Source organism: Sulfuriferula sp. GW1, assembly GCF_047300855.1.
GTDB lineage: Bacteria > Pseudomonadota > Gammaproteobacteria > Burkholderiales > Sulfuriferulaceae > Sulfuriferula.
Map to the genome: position 1 here is coordinate 3,265,894 of NZ_CP170197.1, position 17,287 is coordinate 3,283,180.

Annotated in this window: 12 protein-coding genes; 2 read left to right on the plus strand and 10 right to left on the minus strand. The window is 58.1% G+C overall.

Going from position 1 to position 17,287, the window contains the following annotated elements; genetic code table 11:
* Positions 1-11 precede the first annotated feature (11 nt).
* Complete coding sequence (locus ACFDAU_RS16050; protein WP_413437908.1) at positions 12-1,526, plus strand: IS1182 family transposase; 1,515 nt, start codon at positions 12-14, stop codon at positions 1,524-1,526.
* Between the two features lie 191 nt (positions 1,527-1,717).
* Here the strand turns inward: ACFDAU_RS16050 and ACFDAU_RS16055 are convergent, their stop codons facing one another.
* Positions 1,718-3,298, minus strand: a complete 1,581-nt coding sequence (locus ACFDAU_RS16055) for a hypothetical protein (protein ID WP_413437909.1) — start codon at positions 3,296-3,298, stop codon at positions 1,718-1,720.
* A 413-nt stretch (positions 3,299-3,711) separates the two neighbouring features.
* Here ACFDAU_RS16055 and ACFDAU_RS16060 point away from each other — a divergent pair, with 413 nt between their 5' ends.
* Positions 3,712-3,924 (plus strand): DUF3820 family protein, encoded by a 213-nt coding sequence (locus ACFDAU_RS16060; protein WP_413437910.1) that lies wholly within the window; start codon positions 3,712-3,714, stop codon positions 3,922-3,924.
* A 60-nt stretch (positions 3,925-3,984) separates the two neighbouring features.
* On the opposite strand, the gene ACFDAU_RS16065 is transcribed toward ACFDAU_RS16060, so the two are convergent.
* The 9 genes from ACFDAU_RS16065 to ACFDAU_RS16105 all read right to left on the minus strand — a co-directional run bounded on the left by ACFDAU_RS16065 (position 3,985) and on the right by ACFDAU_RS16105 (position 17,173).
* Complete coding sequence (locus ACFDAU_RS16065) at positions 3,985-5,145, minus strand: NAD(P)H-dependent flavin oxidoreductase (protein WP_413437911.1); 1,161 nt, start codon at positions 5,143-5,145, stop codon at positions 3,985-3,987.
* Positions 5,146-5,237: 92 nt separating this feature from the next.
* Positions 5,238-6,797 (minus strand): NAD(P)/FAD-dependent oxidoreductase, encoded by a 1,560-nt coding sequence (locus ACFDAU_RS16070; protein WP_413437912.1) that lies wholly within the window; start codon positions 6,795-6,797, stop codon positions 5,238-5,240.
* A 35-nt stretch (positions 6,798-6,832) separates the two neighbouring features.
* Complete coding sequence (locus ACFDAU_RS16075) at positions 6,833-7,630, minus strand: peptidylprolyl isomerase (protein ID WP_413437913.1); 798 nt, start codon at positions 7,628-7,630, stop codon at positions 6,833-6,835.
* A 59-nt stretch (positions 7,631-7,689) separates the two neighbouring features.
* Positions 7,690-8,376 (minus strand): respiratory nitrate reductase subunit gamma, encoded by a 687-nt coding sequence (gene narI, locus ACFDAU_RS16080; RefSeq protein ID WP_413437914.1) that lies wholly within the window; start codon positions 8,374-8,376, stop codon positions 7,690-7,692.
* A 23-nt stretch (positions 8,377-8,399) separates the two neighbouring features.
* Entirely contained in the window at positions 8,400-9,071 is a 672-nt protein-coding gene (gene narJ, locus ACFDAU_RS16085; protein WP_413437915.1) for a nitrate reductase molybdenum cofactor assembly chaperone, read from the minus strand.
* 2 nt (positions 9,072-9,073) lie between these two features.
* Positions 9,074-10,627, minus strand: a complete 1,554-nt coding sequence (narH, locus tag ACFDAU_RS16090) for a nitrate reductase subunit beta (RefSeq protein WP_413437916.1) — start codon at positions 10,625-10,627, stop codon at positions 9,074-9,076.
* Complete coding sequence (locus ACFDAU_RS16095) at positions 10,624-14,340, minus strand: nitrate reductase subunit alpha (RefSeq protein WP_413437917.1); 3,717 nt, start codon at positions 14,338-14,340, stop codon at positions 10,624-10,626. Before ACFDAU_RS16095 ends, narH begins: the two co-directional genes overlap by 4 nt.
* Before the next feature lie 42 nt (positions 14,341-14,382).
* A complete protein-coding gene (locus tag ACFDAU_RS16100; protein ID WP_413437918.1) occupies positions 14,383-15,804 on the minus strand; it encodes a NarK family nitrate/nitrite MFS transporter in 1,422 nt (473 codons plus the stop codon).
* A gap of 76 nt (positions 15,805-15,880) precedes the next feature.
* Positions 15,881-17,173: a nitrate/nitrite transporter gene (locus ACFDAU_RS16105; protein WP_413437919.1), complete on the minus strand. Its 1,293-nt coding sequence runs from the start codon at positions 17,171-17,173 to the stop codon at positions 15,881-15,883.
* Positions 17,174-17,287: the final 114 nt, after the last annotated feature.

Sequence of the window (17,287 nt, forward strand, 5' to 3'; positions counted from 1 at the left end):
AGGAAATGCACATGGCCCGCTACAAGATCATTGATCGCAGTCCGCGATTTCTACCGGTGGTGTTGGATGCGCAATTGATGAGCGGCAGCTTCGAATACGCCTTGGACTACCTGATCGACCACGAGCTCGATCTTGGCGCCCTGGATCGCCGCTACCGCAACGACGACACCGGCAGCACCGCCTACGACCCCCGCGTCCTACTCAAGATCATCCTGCTCGCCTACAGCCGCGGCATGATCAGCAGCCGCAATATAGAGCGCGCCTGCCGCGAGAATGTCCTGTTTATGGCCATCTCCGGCGATTGCGCCCCGCAATTCACCACCCTGGCCAAATTCGTGCGCGAACTGCGCAGCGAAATCACCGAGCTGTTCACCCAAGTGCTCCTGACCTGTGATGCGCAAGGCTTGATCGGTCGCCAGATGTTTGCCATCGACGGCGTCAAGCTGCCCAGCAATGCCGCCAAGAAACGCAGTGGCACCCACGCCGAGCTGGCACGCCAAGCTGAGCGTATGGAAGCCGCAGTGGCCACGATCCTCACCACGCACCAAAGCCGCGATGAAACCAACGCAGTCGAGGACAACGAGCTTGATGTGCAACGCACCCAGAAACTCGCCACTGAAGCCGCGCGCATCCGCGCCTTTCTGGCCAAGCATAAGGAACGCCGCTCGCGTAAAGGCGCGATTCGTAAAAGCAACACGACGGACAATGACAGCGCCAAAATGGCCACCTCCAAAGGCGTGATCCAAGGCTTCACCGGTGTTGCCGCCGTCGACAGCCAACATCAAATCATTGTGGCCGCCACCGCCCTGGGCTCGGGTAGCGAGCAAGAAATCCTGCTGCCGATGATAGAGCGAACCCAGCCTTATCGCACGGCGCAAACCCTGATTACGGCGGATGCGGGCTACCACTCCGAAGCCAACCTCAAGCAATTGCACGAGCAAGGTATTCCGGCATTGATTGCCGATGGCTTGATGCGTAAGCGCGATCCGCGCTTAGTGGCTCAAGCCAGCCACCAGACCAAACCGCACCCTTTGCACGACAAGCGCCCACCCAAGCCGGACGGCAAGTTTCAACCTAAAGACTTCGACTACGACCCCGTCGCACAAACCTGCATCTGCCCTGCCGGGCAATCGCTCTACTCCAGCGGAAGTCATTGCACCACCCATGGCCGCACGCATCACAAGTTTCAGGGGAGCCAACGCAGTTGTGGGCCTTGCGACTTGCGTCAACGCTGCTTACGCCACCCCGAGAGAACGCGCACACGCCAAGTGGCGTTCTTCCAGAAACAGCAAGCCTCGCCGCTGCCCCACACCGAGCGCATGAAACAAGCGATTGATAGCGCCGAAGGACGTAAACGCTATGGGCAAAGAATGGTCACGGTGGAACCGGTGTTTGGCAACCTGCGCAGCAACAAGCGACTCGATCGTTTCACGCTGCGCGGTCAGGAGAAGGTGAATACGCAATGGCATCTCTTCTGTTTGGTGCACAACATCGAGAAGCTGGCGCATCACGGCTATGGGCGGTAGCCAACGATAGAAGGGGCATCATGCCCGCTATTCTGTAAGTCGAGTGGGTCAGTCGACCGCATTCTCTGAAGTGAAAATCACAAAACTATTTGTGTGCTGGCGCGGAATCGCTGCGGCGAGAAAATTCGCCTCAAAGAAATCTGAAAAGGGGTTTTTATACAGCTTGAACGTCAAAGATCAGCGGCGGCCATCTAGCTGTCCGCTACATCGCTTTGTTGTGTGGATTCGGTCAATACCAATAGGTGCATCACGCGTTCACTTGGTGACATTGGGAGAAGCATTTCATCTGACACCAATTTCTTCATACACCGCAGGCCAATATTTACTACCTCATTTCTTAGATCATTAACGCTTTCTTTTTGTAGAAGGCTACTATTGGCACCATGCACTAAGTCACTTCTCAGTTTGTAGAGTTTTTTGAGTCTACTCAGAAAGGCCGGTCTTTCCTCGGACCCTGATAGGTACTTCGCGAGGCTTCCTGTCACCTTGAAGGTAGTCTCGAACGCTTCACTGAACATGCCCTCCCACGCAATTACTGCATCAACGATAGCGTCTTCAGGGTTCCACCGCTCAAAAATGGCGTACTTAAGCCTTTGCAAAGGTGTCTTTACCTTATCAAGTGGCTTATCGCGAAGAATACTAAACCAGTTCTTTACGCTGTCCTTTGCTGCCTCATCAATCAGAAGATACTCTCCTGGACTTTGGTCGGCTAACCCACAGTTCCCCGGTCCTATCAATGGGAACCCAATTTCAAAAAAAGACGGAGTCGGCCCTCTTGTACATTCACACGAGAACACCAAAGAGAACAACACTTTCTCAAGAACATCTTGTTGGACCCGATTGGCCTCTATGCTATTCCCAGTATTGCATGTTGCCTCATGCGAATGAATCTTTGTTTTATGGATTACTTCCAGCACATGTCCACTGTATCTACTATGCTCATCCGAATGACTAACAACGGTCCTTTGAGTGTGAAGTCCTGGATTTTCTATTCCCGCATATTGTCGCAATGCGGCACCATCAAAAATAACTGCAGCAAACTCGGTAAACCGAATGCCTCTTAGGCCAACAAAACTGCTGTACTGCACCATATTTCCAGCAGCTAACTTTCTCAGAATGTCTATGTAGTCCGCTATTGTTTTGAGTACTGCATGCAGTGAATAATCCATTCGATTGCACGCATCGTAGAACGCTCTTGTAATCAAAGTTGTACACGCGCTGCATACCTGCGTATTGAACTGGAGACCATCCTCTGTGGTGAATTCAAAGGCATACTCCAGCCCCTCCTTACCATTCGTGATTCTGTTTAGCAGATCACCTTTGATTAAATGAATGAAGGTATCGTAATCATCCATTCCCACGTTCGTGCCTCCCATTACTGGAAGATTGCGACCGCCTGTTGATTTCATCAACAGATTCGGGTAGTCACGAATGCATAGTATTTGGAGATGCGCAATTACAGGATCATCGCTCGTGGGGCTTTCGGCAACGCCCCCGCACATCGTGCGATAGTGACTAAAGATTGATTCGCCGTTGTGCAACAACCGTCTCAAGTAGAAGTCTGCGCCGTCACCATAGCCCCCTTGGGCGATGTACTGGAATCTACACTGTTGAATCTTTACATGCATGTCTGTTAGGACAAACATCTGCGCATCATTTATCGTAAGAGATTCGAAATCTGTCTGATAGACGATATCTGTCCGGTTGAGCGCAAAGTTGAGTAGGTCCGCTCCGACATGCTGTTTCAGTTGTTGAAATTGAGATCTGTCCATCACTTGACCTCTCAATGGGGATCATCCACATAACGTTGACGGTAACAGTTATCCAAGAAAACCATGGGCCCGGACATTTATTAATATAGAGACAGTCGTCATGGCGGTTTATCTTAGTGATTTTTATATATCTTCTCGGTGCCCAGCCTCAATATTGCGGTATGAAAAGGAGGCCGGCTGCAGACAGATTATGCGCCTGTTCAGGCCGCTCAACTATCTGAGAGAAATCCAGGATGTAATTTGAACCAGGCCGCTTTCGCCTCGTGAACAGACATCCAGTCAACAAGCCTCGGCCGTCTCTTCCGGGTCGGAAGCGTCCATTTGAAGCACTTCACAGAACGATGCACAATGCGAGCCGCATTTATTTCAGCGCACCTCGATCGCGTTAACTCCCACCAAAAATCCCAATAGCAATGAACCCCGAAGACTTACAACGCCTGGTTACGCTCGCCATGCCCTATGGCAAGTACAAAGGCCGCCTGATTGCCGATCTACCCGGACCCTACCTTAACTGGTTTGCCCAGGTGGGCTTTCCACCCGGCGAAATCGGCCGTCTGTTGGCGCTGATGCAGGAGCTGGATCACAACGGTTTATCCGCGCTGCCCTACCCCTTGCGAAAGCGCTAAGGGGGTAACTGCTGAGGCTTCATCGCTCCGCAGCCTGCACTCCCCCATCGACTGCTGTTGCTAGGCGTGAACTGCCGCAAGCGCGGGCATCCTGCCATTCAGCAGATATTCCAGCAGTTCCCGCACCGGCCGGATGGCCGCACCGAACGGCAGGCTTTCCGAGCCCCTGAAGAACAGGCCTTTGCCGATATCGCCGCGCAGCGCGGCTGCCAGTTGTGAATCGATGCAGAATTGCCCGGCTTTGGCGATGCCGTCGCGCAGCCCGCACTGGGTCAGGCAATGCAGGCCGGAGGCGCAACGCTCCGGATGGCTTTTGGCACAGTCCTGCAGCTTGCTTTCCCGGCGCAGGTAGTTGGCCAGCCACGGGGTGCGCACGGCGCGCGCGGGCAGGCCGGCGACGCTCATGAAGGTGACGATGTCTTCCGGCCGGGCTTCCGCCAGCACTTTTTTGAAGTTGGGGTGGGCGTCGCCTTCTTCGGTCACTGCGAACGGGGTGCCGAGTTGTACCGCGCTGGCGCCGCGGGCGAGCAGGTCGCGTATCTTTTCGTGGGTGTTGATGCCGCCGGCGGGGATCAGCGGGATTTGTTCGCGTTCGATGCCCAGTTCCTTGAACAGCTGGAATACGCTGTCCAGTACGCCGGGGAAATCGAAGCGCGGGTCGTTGATGTCTTCCGGTTTGGGAGCGCCAAGGTGGCCGCCGGCGTAGCGCGGGTGTTCGATCACGATGGCGTCGGGCAGGCGCTGCTTGCGCATCCATTTTTTCAGGACGATGCCGATGCCGCGTGCGTCGGAGAGGATGGGGATCAGGGCGACGTCGGGATAGCCTTCGGTCAGTTCGGGCAGGTCGAGCGGCAGGCCGGCGCCCATGACGATGGCTTGTGCGCCGCTCGCGCAGGCCTGGCGCACCAGGGTGGGGTGTTCGGCCACGGCTTTCATGACGTTGACTGCCACGAGGCCGGCGCCGCCTGCGGTGGCGAGGGCGGCTTTGATTTCCCGGTCCAGGGCGAGCAGGTTGAGCTGGTCGAGTGCCGCCTTGTCGCGGCAGTGCTTGCTCTGCGCGAGCAGGTCGGGGTGGTGGTGGCGCAGGTCGATGCTGGCGATGGTGCCGACTGCGCCCAGCCGCGCCACGGCGCCCGCCAGCCGGTGCGCGGAGATGCCTACGCCCATGCCGCCTTGCACGATGGGCAGCAAACGCCGGCCTTTGATGTAGAAGTGGGGCAAGTTGGTCTCCAGCATAAGGCTAGCTCAGAACAACTCTGTATGAAGCGCGTTATGCGGGAGCCATGAAGTTCGCATTGATGCTCTGCGGCTAATCAGGTCCCGCCGCCGTGAAATTCCACGCCCGGCTGGTTTTCGGGCAAGTCGGCCACCATCAGGTCGTGCTTTGCTTTTTGCAGATCGTCCAGCTCCGCACCCTGCAACATGGTTCTCGCATCGCGCAGGGCGGATTCCAGCAACGCTGCTGCCAGCGCAGCTTCATTCTGACCTAGGGTTCTGGAAAAGGCCTGCAGGTCATAATTCAGCTCCTTCGTTACACGCACCTCCAGAGGCTTTGTGAATACGCGGGGCATGGCGTCCAGCCTGGCGGCTTCGCCAGTATGGGCTTGCAGCTTACGTACCAGTGTGGCGACATGGCTATTCACGGATATATCGAGCCGGGCCGGGTTCAGTTTGATTTTATTGATGAAGTAGTTTTCGAAATCCACCTTGGCCAGATGGACCCACCTGCCCTCCTTGAGCCAGTTGATGTTGCGCAACGGGATCTGCGGCTCCGAATGATACACAGCGCCGGATTTGGTCATGTCGGTTAACCACTTGGCACGCAGCGGCGCCGGACTGGTCAATGCTTCTCCATTGATGGCGGCAGCAATATTGCGCACGGTGGCATCGACTTCGTTCTGTATGGAATAGACCGAATCCGGCGCGCCGATGGGCAGCGGCGTTTTCACTACGGACGGATGCGCACCGCATACCCCGACTGCAAAGATGTTGGGATACGTCGGGTTGCGCAGATACGCGTCGGTCTTGACGAAACCACGCTCATCGGTGAGGCCGGCACTGTCACGCAGCGCATGGATGCCGCGGAACGCGGCCCAATACACGGCGTAGGCAAAAGGAATTTCGCTCGCGCGGACTTCCTTGCCCTGCTCGTCGCATTCGGCGATATGGACAACGCCGGCATCGATTTTTTTGGTTTTTACGTTGGTGCGGTAAGTGATATTGCGCTCGGCAAGCGCCTGTTCCAGCAAACGGCGCGTGTCGCTCTCCGCACCCAGGCCGAGATGCCCGACATAAGGTTCCGGGGTGAGGAGCGTAATCGGCACCTTGTCGCGCAGGTTGCGGCGACGCAGATCGGCATCCGCCAGAAACGCGAATTCGTAGACCGGGCCGAGTATGGAGGAGTTCTGAACGGCGCCGATCACGAGCGGCCCCGGATTTTTCACGAACTGCTGGTAGTCCGTATAGGCCTTGGCTGCGTCTTCAATATGCACCACCGAGTGCACTGCGCCTTTGGCCGGATCCAGCCCTTCGATTTCATCAAACGCCGCTTCCGGTCCGGTGGCAAGAATCAGATAGTCATAAGCCAGTTTGCTGCCGTCCGCCAATTCCACCTGGTTATTCGCGCCATCCACTTTTTTCAGTGCTTGCGGGATGAAATCGATGCCACGCTCTGCCAGGCAGGGGCCGATGGGGAACGCAATATCCTTTCGATCGCGCCACCCCATGGCGACCCATGGATTGGACGGCACGAAATGAAAGTAATCCTTGTTCGATACCACGGTCACCTTGTCCTGCGGACCCAGCCGGTTTTTCATGGCGTAAGCGGCTGGCACCCCTGCGATTCCTGCTCCGGCAATCACTACGTGTGTCATGTTGGTCTCCTTTGGTGCGACATTTAAAAATGCACTTATTGCACGAGAGGCGTCTGCGCGCCTTCTAACTCCACACCTTGTATATTGGCCTGTCCAACCAGTATCTTCAGATACTGCCTGAGGGCGCGGATCCGGACCTGCTCGGTCAGATACTCGGCAAGCTTCTCCCGTATCATTTCGAAGGGCAATGTGCGGCCTTCTGCGCGGCGTTCGACGCGAACAATATGCAAGCCGAAACGGCTCTCAACCAGCCTGGGCGCGATTTGCCCCGCCTCAAGACTGAAAATGGCGCGTTCGAATTCCGGCACGATCTGGCCTTTGGTCAACTGACCCAGGCTGCCGCCGACTTCTGCCGAGGTGCAATTGGAGTAGGTGCGGGCCAGCTCTGCAAATTGCGCCGGCTGCGCCAGCGCCTGCTGCAGCACTTCCTGCGCTTTCGCCCGCAATGCGTCCAGCGGAACATTCGGCGTCACCTGAAATAGGATGTGGCTGGCTTCCACCAGATCGCCGGTGCGGAACTGCCCGATATTCTTGCGGTAATAGGTTTCGCACTCTTCATCGGTCGGCACCGGCGAAGTCACTTCCAGTTCGATCAGCCGCTCAATCAGGGCATCCTCGACCAGCGCCTCGGCATCTTCGGCCTGCGACGCTTCTAGTGCGCGCAGCGCATCCTGCTCCGCGGCAAGCTTGTTGCGTGCCGCCTGCAGCAAGACTTCCCGCACCACCAGGGCTTCCACCGCCGCCTTCAGCGGAACGGGGGCGCCGGCATGGTGCGGCAATTCGCGTTCCACTGCGTCATCCGTGATTTCGACATCATTTACGCTGATTCCCACAGTCCTTCTCCTTTCGTGCGTTGCCTGCGGCCCTGCTGGCAGCAGGCAGAATTCATCGATCAACCACGTTGCCTGACGACCTGGTAGCTGCGCGTCAGATAAGCAACCGCTGCGAATCCGCTCCAGACATGGACCAACCGGCTGAACGGAAACAGCAGGAACAGGGTCATGCCGAAGAACAGGTGAATCTTGAAAATCAGCGGCACCGCCAGCAGGAATTGCGCCGCACCGGAGCGGAACGTGACGATATGTTGCGCCCAATTTGCCAGCAGCAGCATGTCGGCCCCATCCAGATGCTGGGCCGAAAACAGGATGCTGGTCAGCCCCAGCAGCAGCGTGACGAAGACCCACAGCAGGATGATGATGTCCATCGGCTTGCTGGTGGCGCGGATGCGCGGTTCGGTAAGGCGCCGGTGCAGCAGCAGCGTGATGCCCGCCAGACAGGTCAGCCCCGCGGCACCGCCGGAGATCATCGCCAGAAGCTGTTTGGCCTCGGTGGTCAGCCCCATGGACTCATACAGCCAGTGCGGAGTCAGCAGGCCGACCGCATGCCCGAAGAACAGGAACAGGATGCCGATGTGGAACAAATTGCTGCCCCATCTCAACTGGCTCCGTTTCAATAGCTGGCTGGAATCGCTTTTCCAGGTGTATTGCTCGCGGTCGAAACGAATCAGGCTGCCCAGGAAAAAGATGGCGAGCGCCACATAGGGGTAAATCCCGAATAACAGATTATTCAAGTAATCCATGACTTGGTCTCCTTAAAGGTAGGTCAGATTGCGCCGCCGGCGGCAGCGGCCGCCTTGCGGGATTCCGGCATGCGCACATAAGCCGTTTGCGGTTTGGGCACCAGCAGCGGATCGGTGCCGTCGGCTGACGGGCCGAACTGGATGATGGTTTCTTCCATCTCGCGCACCGGCACATCGGGCAAAGCCTGCGCCGCCACCGGCGACATGCCTTCCAGCACGGCAAATACGTTGTGGTACGGACTATGGTTGCCGTTCAGCTTGCGCCCGATCAGCGCCAGCACGTCCACCGCTTCGCCCAGCATGTTCAGTGCGTCCTGATCCGGAAGCTGGGAGAGATATTCCAGAAACAGCGGCACATAGTCCGGCAACTCATCCGCATCCATATCCAGCCCGTGTTTGCGGTATTCCTCGATCAGGTTGACCATCGCCGAACCGCGGTCGCGCGACTCGCCATGGATATGCTCGAACAGATGCAGAGAATGCGACGGATTGCGGTCGAACGTGCCCACGTAGGTTTGTTCCGCCTCAAGCAGGGTCTGTTCACGCAGCGCCTGGAACAGATCAGCCAGCTGCGCCTGCGCCGCGCCGTTCTGCTCCTGTTCGTCCGCCAGCAATGATTCCATCAGATCCAGTTCGTCCACCCATTCGGCCTGGGGGTAACTCAACAACAACGAAAGCACTTTGAATGTTTTCATGATCAGGCCCCTTCCACTATTTTCTTCCGCGATTTCGGCATATCGACGAAGATCATCGAACCTTTTTTCTTGGTACCGAACAGACTGGTTTCAGATACGCCGTCCGAGCACGCATTGCCGAACGAAAAGCCGCAACTGCCTTTCTCATCGAAGCTGTCGACCACTTCCTCGCGATGGCCGCTCGGGATGACAAACCGGTCTTCGTAATTGGCGATGGCCATGTAGCGATACATTTCCTCGACCTGGCTCTCGGTCAGACCGACCTGCTTGAGCACTGCGGTATTGGCCACGCCTTCGACCGATTTGCCGCGCATGTAGGCACGCATTGCCAGCATGCGATCCAGCGCGGTGACGATGGGCGCTTCCTTGCCGGCGGTGAGCAGATTGGCCAGGTATTTGACCGGTATGCGCAGGGATTTGGTATCCGGGATGATGCCGTTCATGCCCATAGCGCCGCTTTCTGCCGCAGACTGGATCGGCGAGAGGGGTGGCACGTACCAGACCATCGGCAAGGTCCGGTATTCGGGGTGCAAGGGGAACGCGATTTTCCAGTCGATGGCCATTTTATAAACCGGCGATTTGCGCGCGGCGTCCAGCCAGGCCTCGGGCACGCCGTCGGCACGCGCCTGCGCGATGACTTTGGGGTCATTCGGGTCGAGGAACAGCTTCAATTGCGCCTCGTATAAATCCTGTTCGTCGGCCACACTGGCGGCTTGCTCGATCTGGTCAGCGTCATACAGCAGCACGCCCAGATAGCGAATCCGGCCCACGCAGGTTTCCGAGCAAACGGTGGGCTGGCCGGCCTCGATGCGCGGGTAGCAGAAGATGCATTTTTCTGCCTTGCCGGATTTCCAGTTGTAGTAAATTTTCTTGTACGGGCACCCGCTGATGCACATGCGCCAGCCGCGGCATTTGTCCTGGTCCACCAGCACGATGCCGTCTTCTTCGCGCTTGTAGATGGAACCGGAAGGACAGGACGCGACGCAGGTCGGGTTCAGGCAGTGCTCGCACAAGCGCGGCAGGTACATCATGAAAGTGTTCTCGAAGGTCGAGTACATTTCCTTCTGCACATCGTCGAAGCACTTGTCGCGACTGCGCGAGGAGAACTCACCGCCCAGGTCGTCCTCCCAGTTTGGACCCCATTCGATCTTGTCCATTTTCTTGCCGGTGATCACCGACACAGGGCGCGCAGTGGGCGGGGTTTCCGAAAGCTTGGCGTTCTGCAGATGTTCGTAATCGTAGGTGAACGGCTCGTAGTAGTCGTCAATCTCGGGCAGGTTCGGGTTGCCGAAGATATTGGCCAGGATGCGCCACTTGGCTCCCTGGCGCGGCTCGATCTTGCCATTGCCGTTGCGCTTCCAGCCGCCGTTCCAGATATCCTGGTTTTCCCACTGTTTCGGATAGCCGATGCCGGGTTTGGTTTCCACGTTGTTGAACCAGACGTATTCCATGCCGTCGCGCGAGGTCCACACGTTCTTGCAGGTGACGGAGCAGGTATGGCAGCCGATGCATTTGTCCAGATTAAGGACCATGGCCACTTGGGCACGGATTTTCATTTTGCAGCCTCCTTGTTTTCATCGAGCGGGCCTTCCAGCCAGTCCACTTTTTTCATTTTGCGTACGATCACGTATTCGTCCCGGTTGGAGCCGACCGTCCCGTAATAATTGAACCCATAGGAGAGCTGTGCATAGCCGCCGATCATGTGGGTCGGCTTGGTGACCGTGCGCGTCACGCTGTTATGGATGCCACCGCGATAGCCGCTGGTTTCCGCACCCGGCACATTGATGATTTTTTCCTGTGCGTGATACATCAGCGCCATGCCGCGCGGCACGCGCTGGCTGACCACGGCGCGGGCAGTCAGGGTGCCATTCACGTTGTAGACCTCGATCCAGTCGTTATCCACAATCCCGGCTTCCTTCGCCTCCGGTTCGGAGATCCAGACGTGTGGACCGCCGCGCGACAGTGTCAGCATGCGCAGGTTGTCCGTATAGGTGCTGTGGATGCCCCATTTCTGGTGCGGCGTGATCCAGTTCAACACCAGCTGGGTGTTGCCGTTGCCCATCTTGTCGATTACCGGCTTGACGGTCTTGGTGTCGATCGGCGGTTTGTATACGCATAGCCCTTCGCCGAAATCCAGCATCCATTTGTGGTCCTGGTAGAACTGCTGGCGCCCGGTCAGGGTACGCCAGGGGATGAATTCGTGGACATTGGTGTAGCAGGCGTTGTAGCTCACATGCTCCGACTCCAGCCCGCTCCAGGTAGGCGAGGAGATGATCTTGCGCGGCTGTGCCTGCACGTCGCGGAAACGGATCTTGTCGTCTTCGCGCGGGATGGCCAGATGGGTGTGGTCGCGTCCGGTGATTTTGGACAGCGCTTCCCACGCCTTCACCGCCACCTGGCCATTGGTTTCCGGCGCCAGCATCAGGATCATTTCGCACGCATCGATGGCTGAATCGATACGCGGCAAGCCCTTGCTGATGCCTTCTTCCTGTACCGTGTGATTCAGCTCGGCCAGTTGCTGCACTTCGCTTTCGGTGTTCCAGGAAATCCCCTTGCCGCCGTTGCCGACCTTGCTCAGGAGCGGACCCACCGAAGTGAATTTCTTGTACGTGTCAGCGTAATCGCGCGTCACCACCGTCATGTTGGGCATGGTCTTGCCAGGGATGGCGTCGCATTCGCCCTTCTTCCAGTCCTTCACCCCCATCGCCTGCCCGAGTTCGCTCGGGGTATCGTGCATCAGCGGGGTCAGCACCAGATCCTTCCGGGTGCCCAGATGCGTGGCAGAGAGTTCGCTGAACTTTTTCGCGATGGCCTTGTAGATTTCCCAGTCGGACTTGCTTTGCCACAACGGTTGAACGGCTTCGGACAGCGGGTGGATGAAGGGATGCATGTCCGACGTATTCAGGTCGTCCTTCTCGTACCAGGTGGCGGTCGGCAGCACGATATCGGAATACAGGCAGGTGGTGGACATGCGGAAATCCAGCGTCACCAGCAGGTCCAGCTTGCCTTCCGCGCCCTTGTCATGCCACACCACTTCCCTGGGCTTGGCTTCGCCCAGTTCCCCCAGATCCGGGCCGAATACTGCATTCTGCGTACCCAGCAGGTACTTCAGGAAGTACTCGTGGCCTTTGCCGCTGGAACCCAGAATGTTGGAGCGCCACACGAACATATTGCGCGGGAAATTCTTGGGATTGTCCGGGTCTTCGCAGGACATTTTCAGCGTGCCGTTCTTGAGTTGCTCCGTTGCGTATTTGACCGGATCAATACCTGCGGCTTCCGCGGCCTTAACCACATCGATCGGGTTGGTCTGCAACTGGGGTGCTGACGGCAGCCAGCCCATGCGCTCGGACTTCACGTTGAAGTCAATCAGGCGGTAGTCTGCAGCGCTGGCATCGCCGGTGGGCGACAGAATTTCGCTGGTATCCAGCTTCTCATGCCGCCATTGGCTGGTATGCGCGTAAAAGAACGAAGTGCCGTTCATCTGCCGCGACGGACGATGCCAGTCCAGCGCAAAGGCCAGCGGCGTCCAGCCGGTTTGCGGGCGCAGTTTTTCCTGCCCCACGTAGTGCGCCCAGCCGCCGCCGGACTGCCCGACGCAACCGCACATCACCAGCATGTTGATGATGCCGCGGTAAATCATGTCCATGTGATACCAGTGGTTCAGCCCGGCACCGACGATCACCATGGATTTGCCGTGGGTCTTGTCTGCGTTGTCGGCGAATTCGCGCGCCACGGTGATGATGTCGGCGCGTTTCACGCCGGTATGCTTTTCACCCCAGGCCGGGGTGTACGGTGCCATGTCGTCATAGCTGGTGGCCACATTGCCGCCGCCCAGCCCGCGATCCAGGCCGTAATTGGCGAGCAACAGGTCGTAAACCGTCGCCACCTTGACTTCGCCATCCTGAACACGGATGGTCTTGACCGGCACATTGCGCACCTGCACATCATCGGCGTCGGTGCCGCCAAAATAGGGGAAGCCGATACCAACAACGGCATCCTTGACATCTATCAGGCTGAGCCTGGGTTTGATTTCCTGGCCGGATCCGGCATCGCGCATTTCCAGATTCCACATGCCGCTTTGCCCCCAGCGGAAACCGATCGAGCCGTTGGGCGCGACCAGATAACCGGTATTTTCATCGATCACGATGGTTTTCCAGTCGGGATTGTTTTCCTGCCCGAGCTTGCCATCCAGATCGGACGCGCGCAGGAACCGGTCCGGCACCAGCGTGCCGTTATGCTCCTTCAGCATCACCAGCATCGGCATGTCGGTGAACTGGCGACAGTAGCCATCGAAATACGCGCTTTTTTTGTCCAGATGAAATTCTTTGAGAATGACATGCCCCATGGCCATGGCCAGGGCTGCGTCCGTCCCCTGCTTGGGCGCCAGCCAGATATCGCCGAATTTCACCATCTCGCCATAGTCGCTGGAGACGGCGACGGTTTTGGTGCCCTTGTAACGCACCTCGGTGAAGAAATGCGCATCCGGCGTACGCGTCTGCGGGATGTTGGAACCCCACACCATCAGGTAGGTGGAGTTGTACCAGTCGGCCGACTCGGGCACGTCGGTCTGCTCGCCCCATACCTGTGGCGAAGCCGGCGGCAGATCGCAGTACCAGTCATAAAAGGACAAGGGAACACCGCCGATCAGGGACAGGTAACGCGACCCGGCGGCATAGCTCACCATCGACATCGCCGGGATCGGCGAGAACCCGATGATCCGGTCAGGGCCGAAGTCCTTGATGGTGGACACGTTGGCCGCGGCAATCATTTCGGTGACTTCATCCCACTTGGCGCGCACGAAACCGCCCTGCCCGCGCACCGATTTGTAGCGCTTTGCGGTTTCCGGATTCTGGCTGATGGCCTGCCAGGCTTGCACCGGCTCCATGGTCTTGCGGGCTTCGCGCCACAGCTCCATCAGCCGGCCGCGGATCATCGGGTACTTCACGCGCTGCGCGCTATACACATACCAGGAATAGCTGGCGCCGCGGGGGCAGCCGCGCGGCTCGTGGTTGGGCAGATCCGGACGGGTACGCGGGTAGTCGGTCTGTTGGGTTTCCCAGGTGATCAGGCCATTCTTTACGTAGATTTTCCAGCTGCACGATCCGGTGCAGTTCACCCCGTGGGTGGAGCGCACGATCTTGTCGTGCTGCCAGCGCTGGCGATAACCGTTTTCCCAGGTCCGGTCTTCCTGGGTCACGACACCGTGATCGCCGGAGAAGTTTGCAACGTTCTTCTTGAAGAAACTCAACCTGTCGATGAAATGGCTCATTTATTTGCTCCTAATGTTATATCCGGCCGCCATACCCTTGATTCAGCAAGGGACGGGCGCATTTTTGCGTGAGTAATACCACCAGGTGACGGCGATGCAGCTCAGGTAGAAACCGATGAATAAATACAACGCGGCCTCCGGTCCGCCGGTCAGCGCGATGGAGGAGCCGAAGCTCTTCGGAATGAAGAACGCGCCGTAGGCCGCGATGGCGGAGCTAAACCCCAATACCGCTGCCGAACGCATGCCGGACTCCTTCACCGCTACCGACTCGACGGCATCCTCGCCGTGGATCTCGGCTTCGCGCAGATACATGCTCAGGCAGATCGCCGGAATCATGCGGAAGGTCGAACCATTGCCGATGCCGGTGCTGAGAAACAACACCATGAACATCGCCAGGAAACCCCAGAACGCGCCGGGCTGGGTGCGTATGCCGAGGAAGTAGAGCACCCCCACCACAGCCGCCGCCATGACCACGAACGTCCAGAAGGTCACGCGCGCGCCGCCCAGCTTGTCCGATATCCATCCGCCCAGGGGGCGGAACAAGGCGCCGACCAGAGGGCCCAGGAAAGCGTACTGGGTCGGGTCCACGTCAGGGAACTGCAGCTTGGTCAATAGCGGCAGACCAGCGGAAAACCCGATGAAAGAACCGAACGTGCCGACATACAGCCAGCTCATCAGCCACATGTGCTTGCGTTTGAAAATAACCGCCTGCTCGCGAAACGAGGCGCGCGCCGTCGCCAGATCGTTCATGCCGAACCAGGCAGCGAGCGTGGAAGCAATGATGAACGGCACCCAGATGAAGCCGGCATTCTGTATCCACATGGTCTTGGTGACGTCACCCTTGCTCCAGGTTTGCGGTTCGCCGCCGAAGACACCGAACACGCCGGCCGTAATCACCAGCGGTACGACGAACTGCACCACGCTCACCCCCAGGTTGCCGAGGCCGGCGTTCAGGCCCAACGCCATACCTTTCTGGCTTTTCGGGAAGAAGAAACTGATATTGGACATGCTGGATGCGAAGTTGCCGCCACCGAATCCGGCCAGTAGCGCCAGGATCAAAAACACCGAGTACGGCGTGTGCGGATCCTGCACCGCGAAGCCCATCCAGAGTGCCGGTATCAGCAGCGATGCAGTGCTGATGGCAGTCCACCGGCGCCCGCCGAAAATCGGCACCATGAACGAGTAGAAAACCCTCAGCGTGGCGCCGGAAAGACCGGGCAACGCCGCCAGCCAGAACAGCTGGTTCTCGTCAAACTTGAACCCGATATTGGGCAAGTTCACCACCGCCACGCTCCACACCATCCACACGGCAAATGCGAGCAGCAGTGCCGGAATCGATATCCACAGGTTGCGGGTCGCAATGCGCTTGCCCTTTTCCGCCCAGAAAGCGGCGTCTTCGGGACGCCAGTCGGCGATGACATGGCCCTCGTGCTTGGGATGTGTTTTCAATACGGTGCTGACCATTTTGCTTCTCCTTTTCCGTTCATTCGCGCTGGCAGGATAGTGTTGCCATCGCGTTTTGCATGGGCTCCCGACACGCTCATATCAACTCTTCTTTCATCATCGCGGCGCGCAGCCCCTCCTTGTTCGCCAGCACCGCCATTTTTTCCGCCTTGACGGCGTAATAGGTCCAGATCATCACGATTGCCACCAGGCCATAGAGCAGCATGAAGCAACTGCTGCGCACGCCTATCCTGTCCGCGGCCACGCCGAACAGAATCGGCAGGCTGAATCCACCGAGGCCGCCGATCACCCCGACCAGGCCGCCGACGGAGCCGATGTTGTCGTGGTAATAGTCGGCGATGCAGCGGTACACGCTGGCCTTGCCAAACCCCTGGGCGATGCCCACCACGAAGATCAAAACGGTGAATACCCACACATTGAGACCAATGTGCAGGGAGACATCGCCCTTGATGCCGTGAATGGTCATGGTGGTTGGCGGGTAGGAGAGGAAAAACAGGCTCACCAGACAGATCCACAGCACCCACCAGTTCACGGTGCGGCCGCCCAGCTTGTCTGAAAACCAGCCGCCCAGTGCACGAATGGCGCCGGAAGGGAGGGTGAACAGCATGGTGATCAATGCGGCGCTCTTGAGGTCGAGGCCGTATTCGGTGATGTAGTATTTGGGCAGCCACAGGGCGAGCGCCACGAACCCGCCGAACACGAAGAAGTAAGCGAGCCCGAAGCGCCACACGCGGGCATCCTTGAGCGGGGCAAGCTGCTGTGCAAGAGTGATGTGCTTGAGCCGGCCGGCCTTGTGCTCCACGTGACGCGGATCGGTAGAGGTCAGCAACCAGAACGCCACCGCCATCACCAGCATGGCGATGGAATAGACTTGCGGGACGGCGCGCCAGCCCCAGGCCACCACAATCAGGGGGGCGACGAAGTTGGTAATCGCCGCGCCCGCATTGCCGGCGCCGAAAATGCCCATGACGGTGCCCTGGCGTTGCTTGCTGAACCAGGCCGAGGTGTACTGGATGCCGATAGCGAAGGCGCCCCCCGCCAGCCCGACGAACAGCCCGACCACCAGGTACTGCCAGTACTGGGTGGCGAAGGCGAGTCCATAGGTCGAGACCGCGACCAGGATCATCTGCACCAGGTAGACGATACGTCCGCCGAAACGATCGCTGAGGATTCCCAGCGGCAACCGCACGAGTGAACCGGTTAATATCGGCGTCGCCACCAGCACGCCGAATTCGGTTTCGTTCAATCCCAGTTCGCTCTTGATTTTGATGCCGATAATGGAGAACATGGTCCACACGGCGAAGTTGAAGGCAAACGCCAGGGTGCTCATGCCCAGGGCCAAGCCCTGTTTTTGAGTATGTGTCGTCATTATTTGCGCCCCATGATGGTGATCTATCCTTGTTAACCTTGAGCGCAGTCTAGGCTCGGAAAGTATGGCTGCCTATCCGCGAAATCCTGTCAAAAAGCGCTCGCATACCACCAA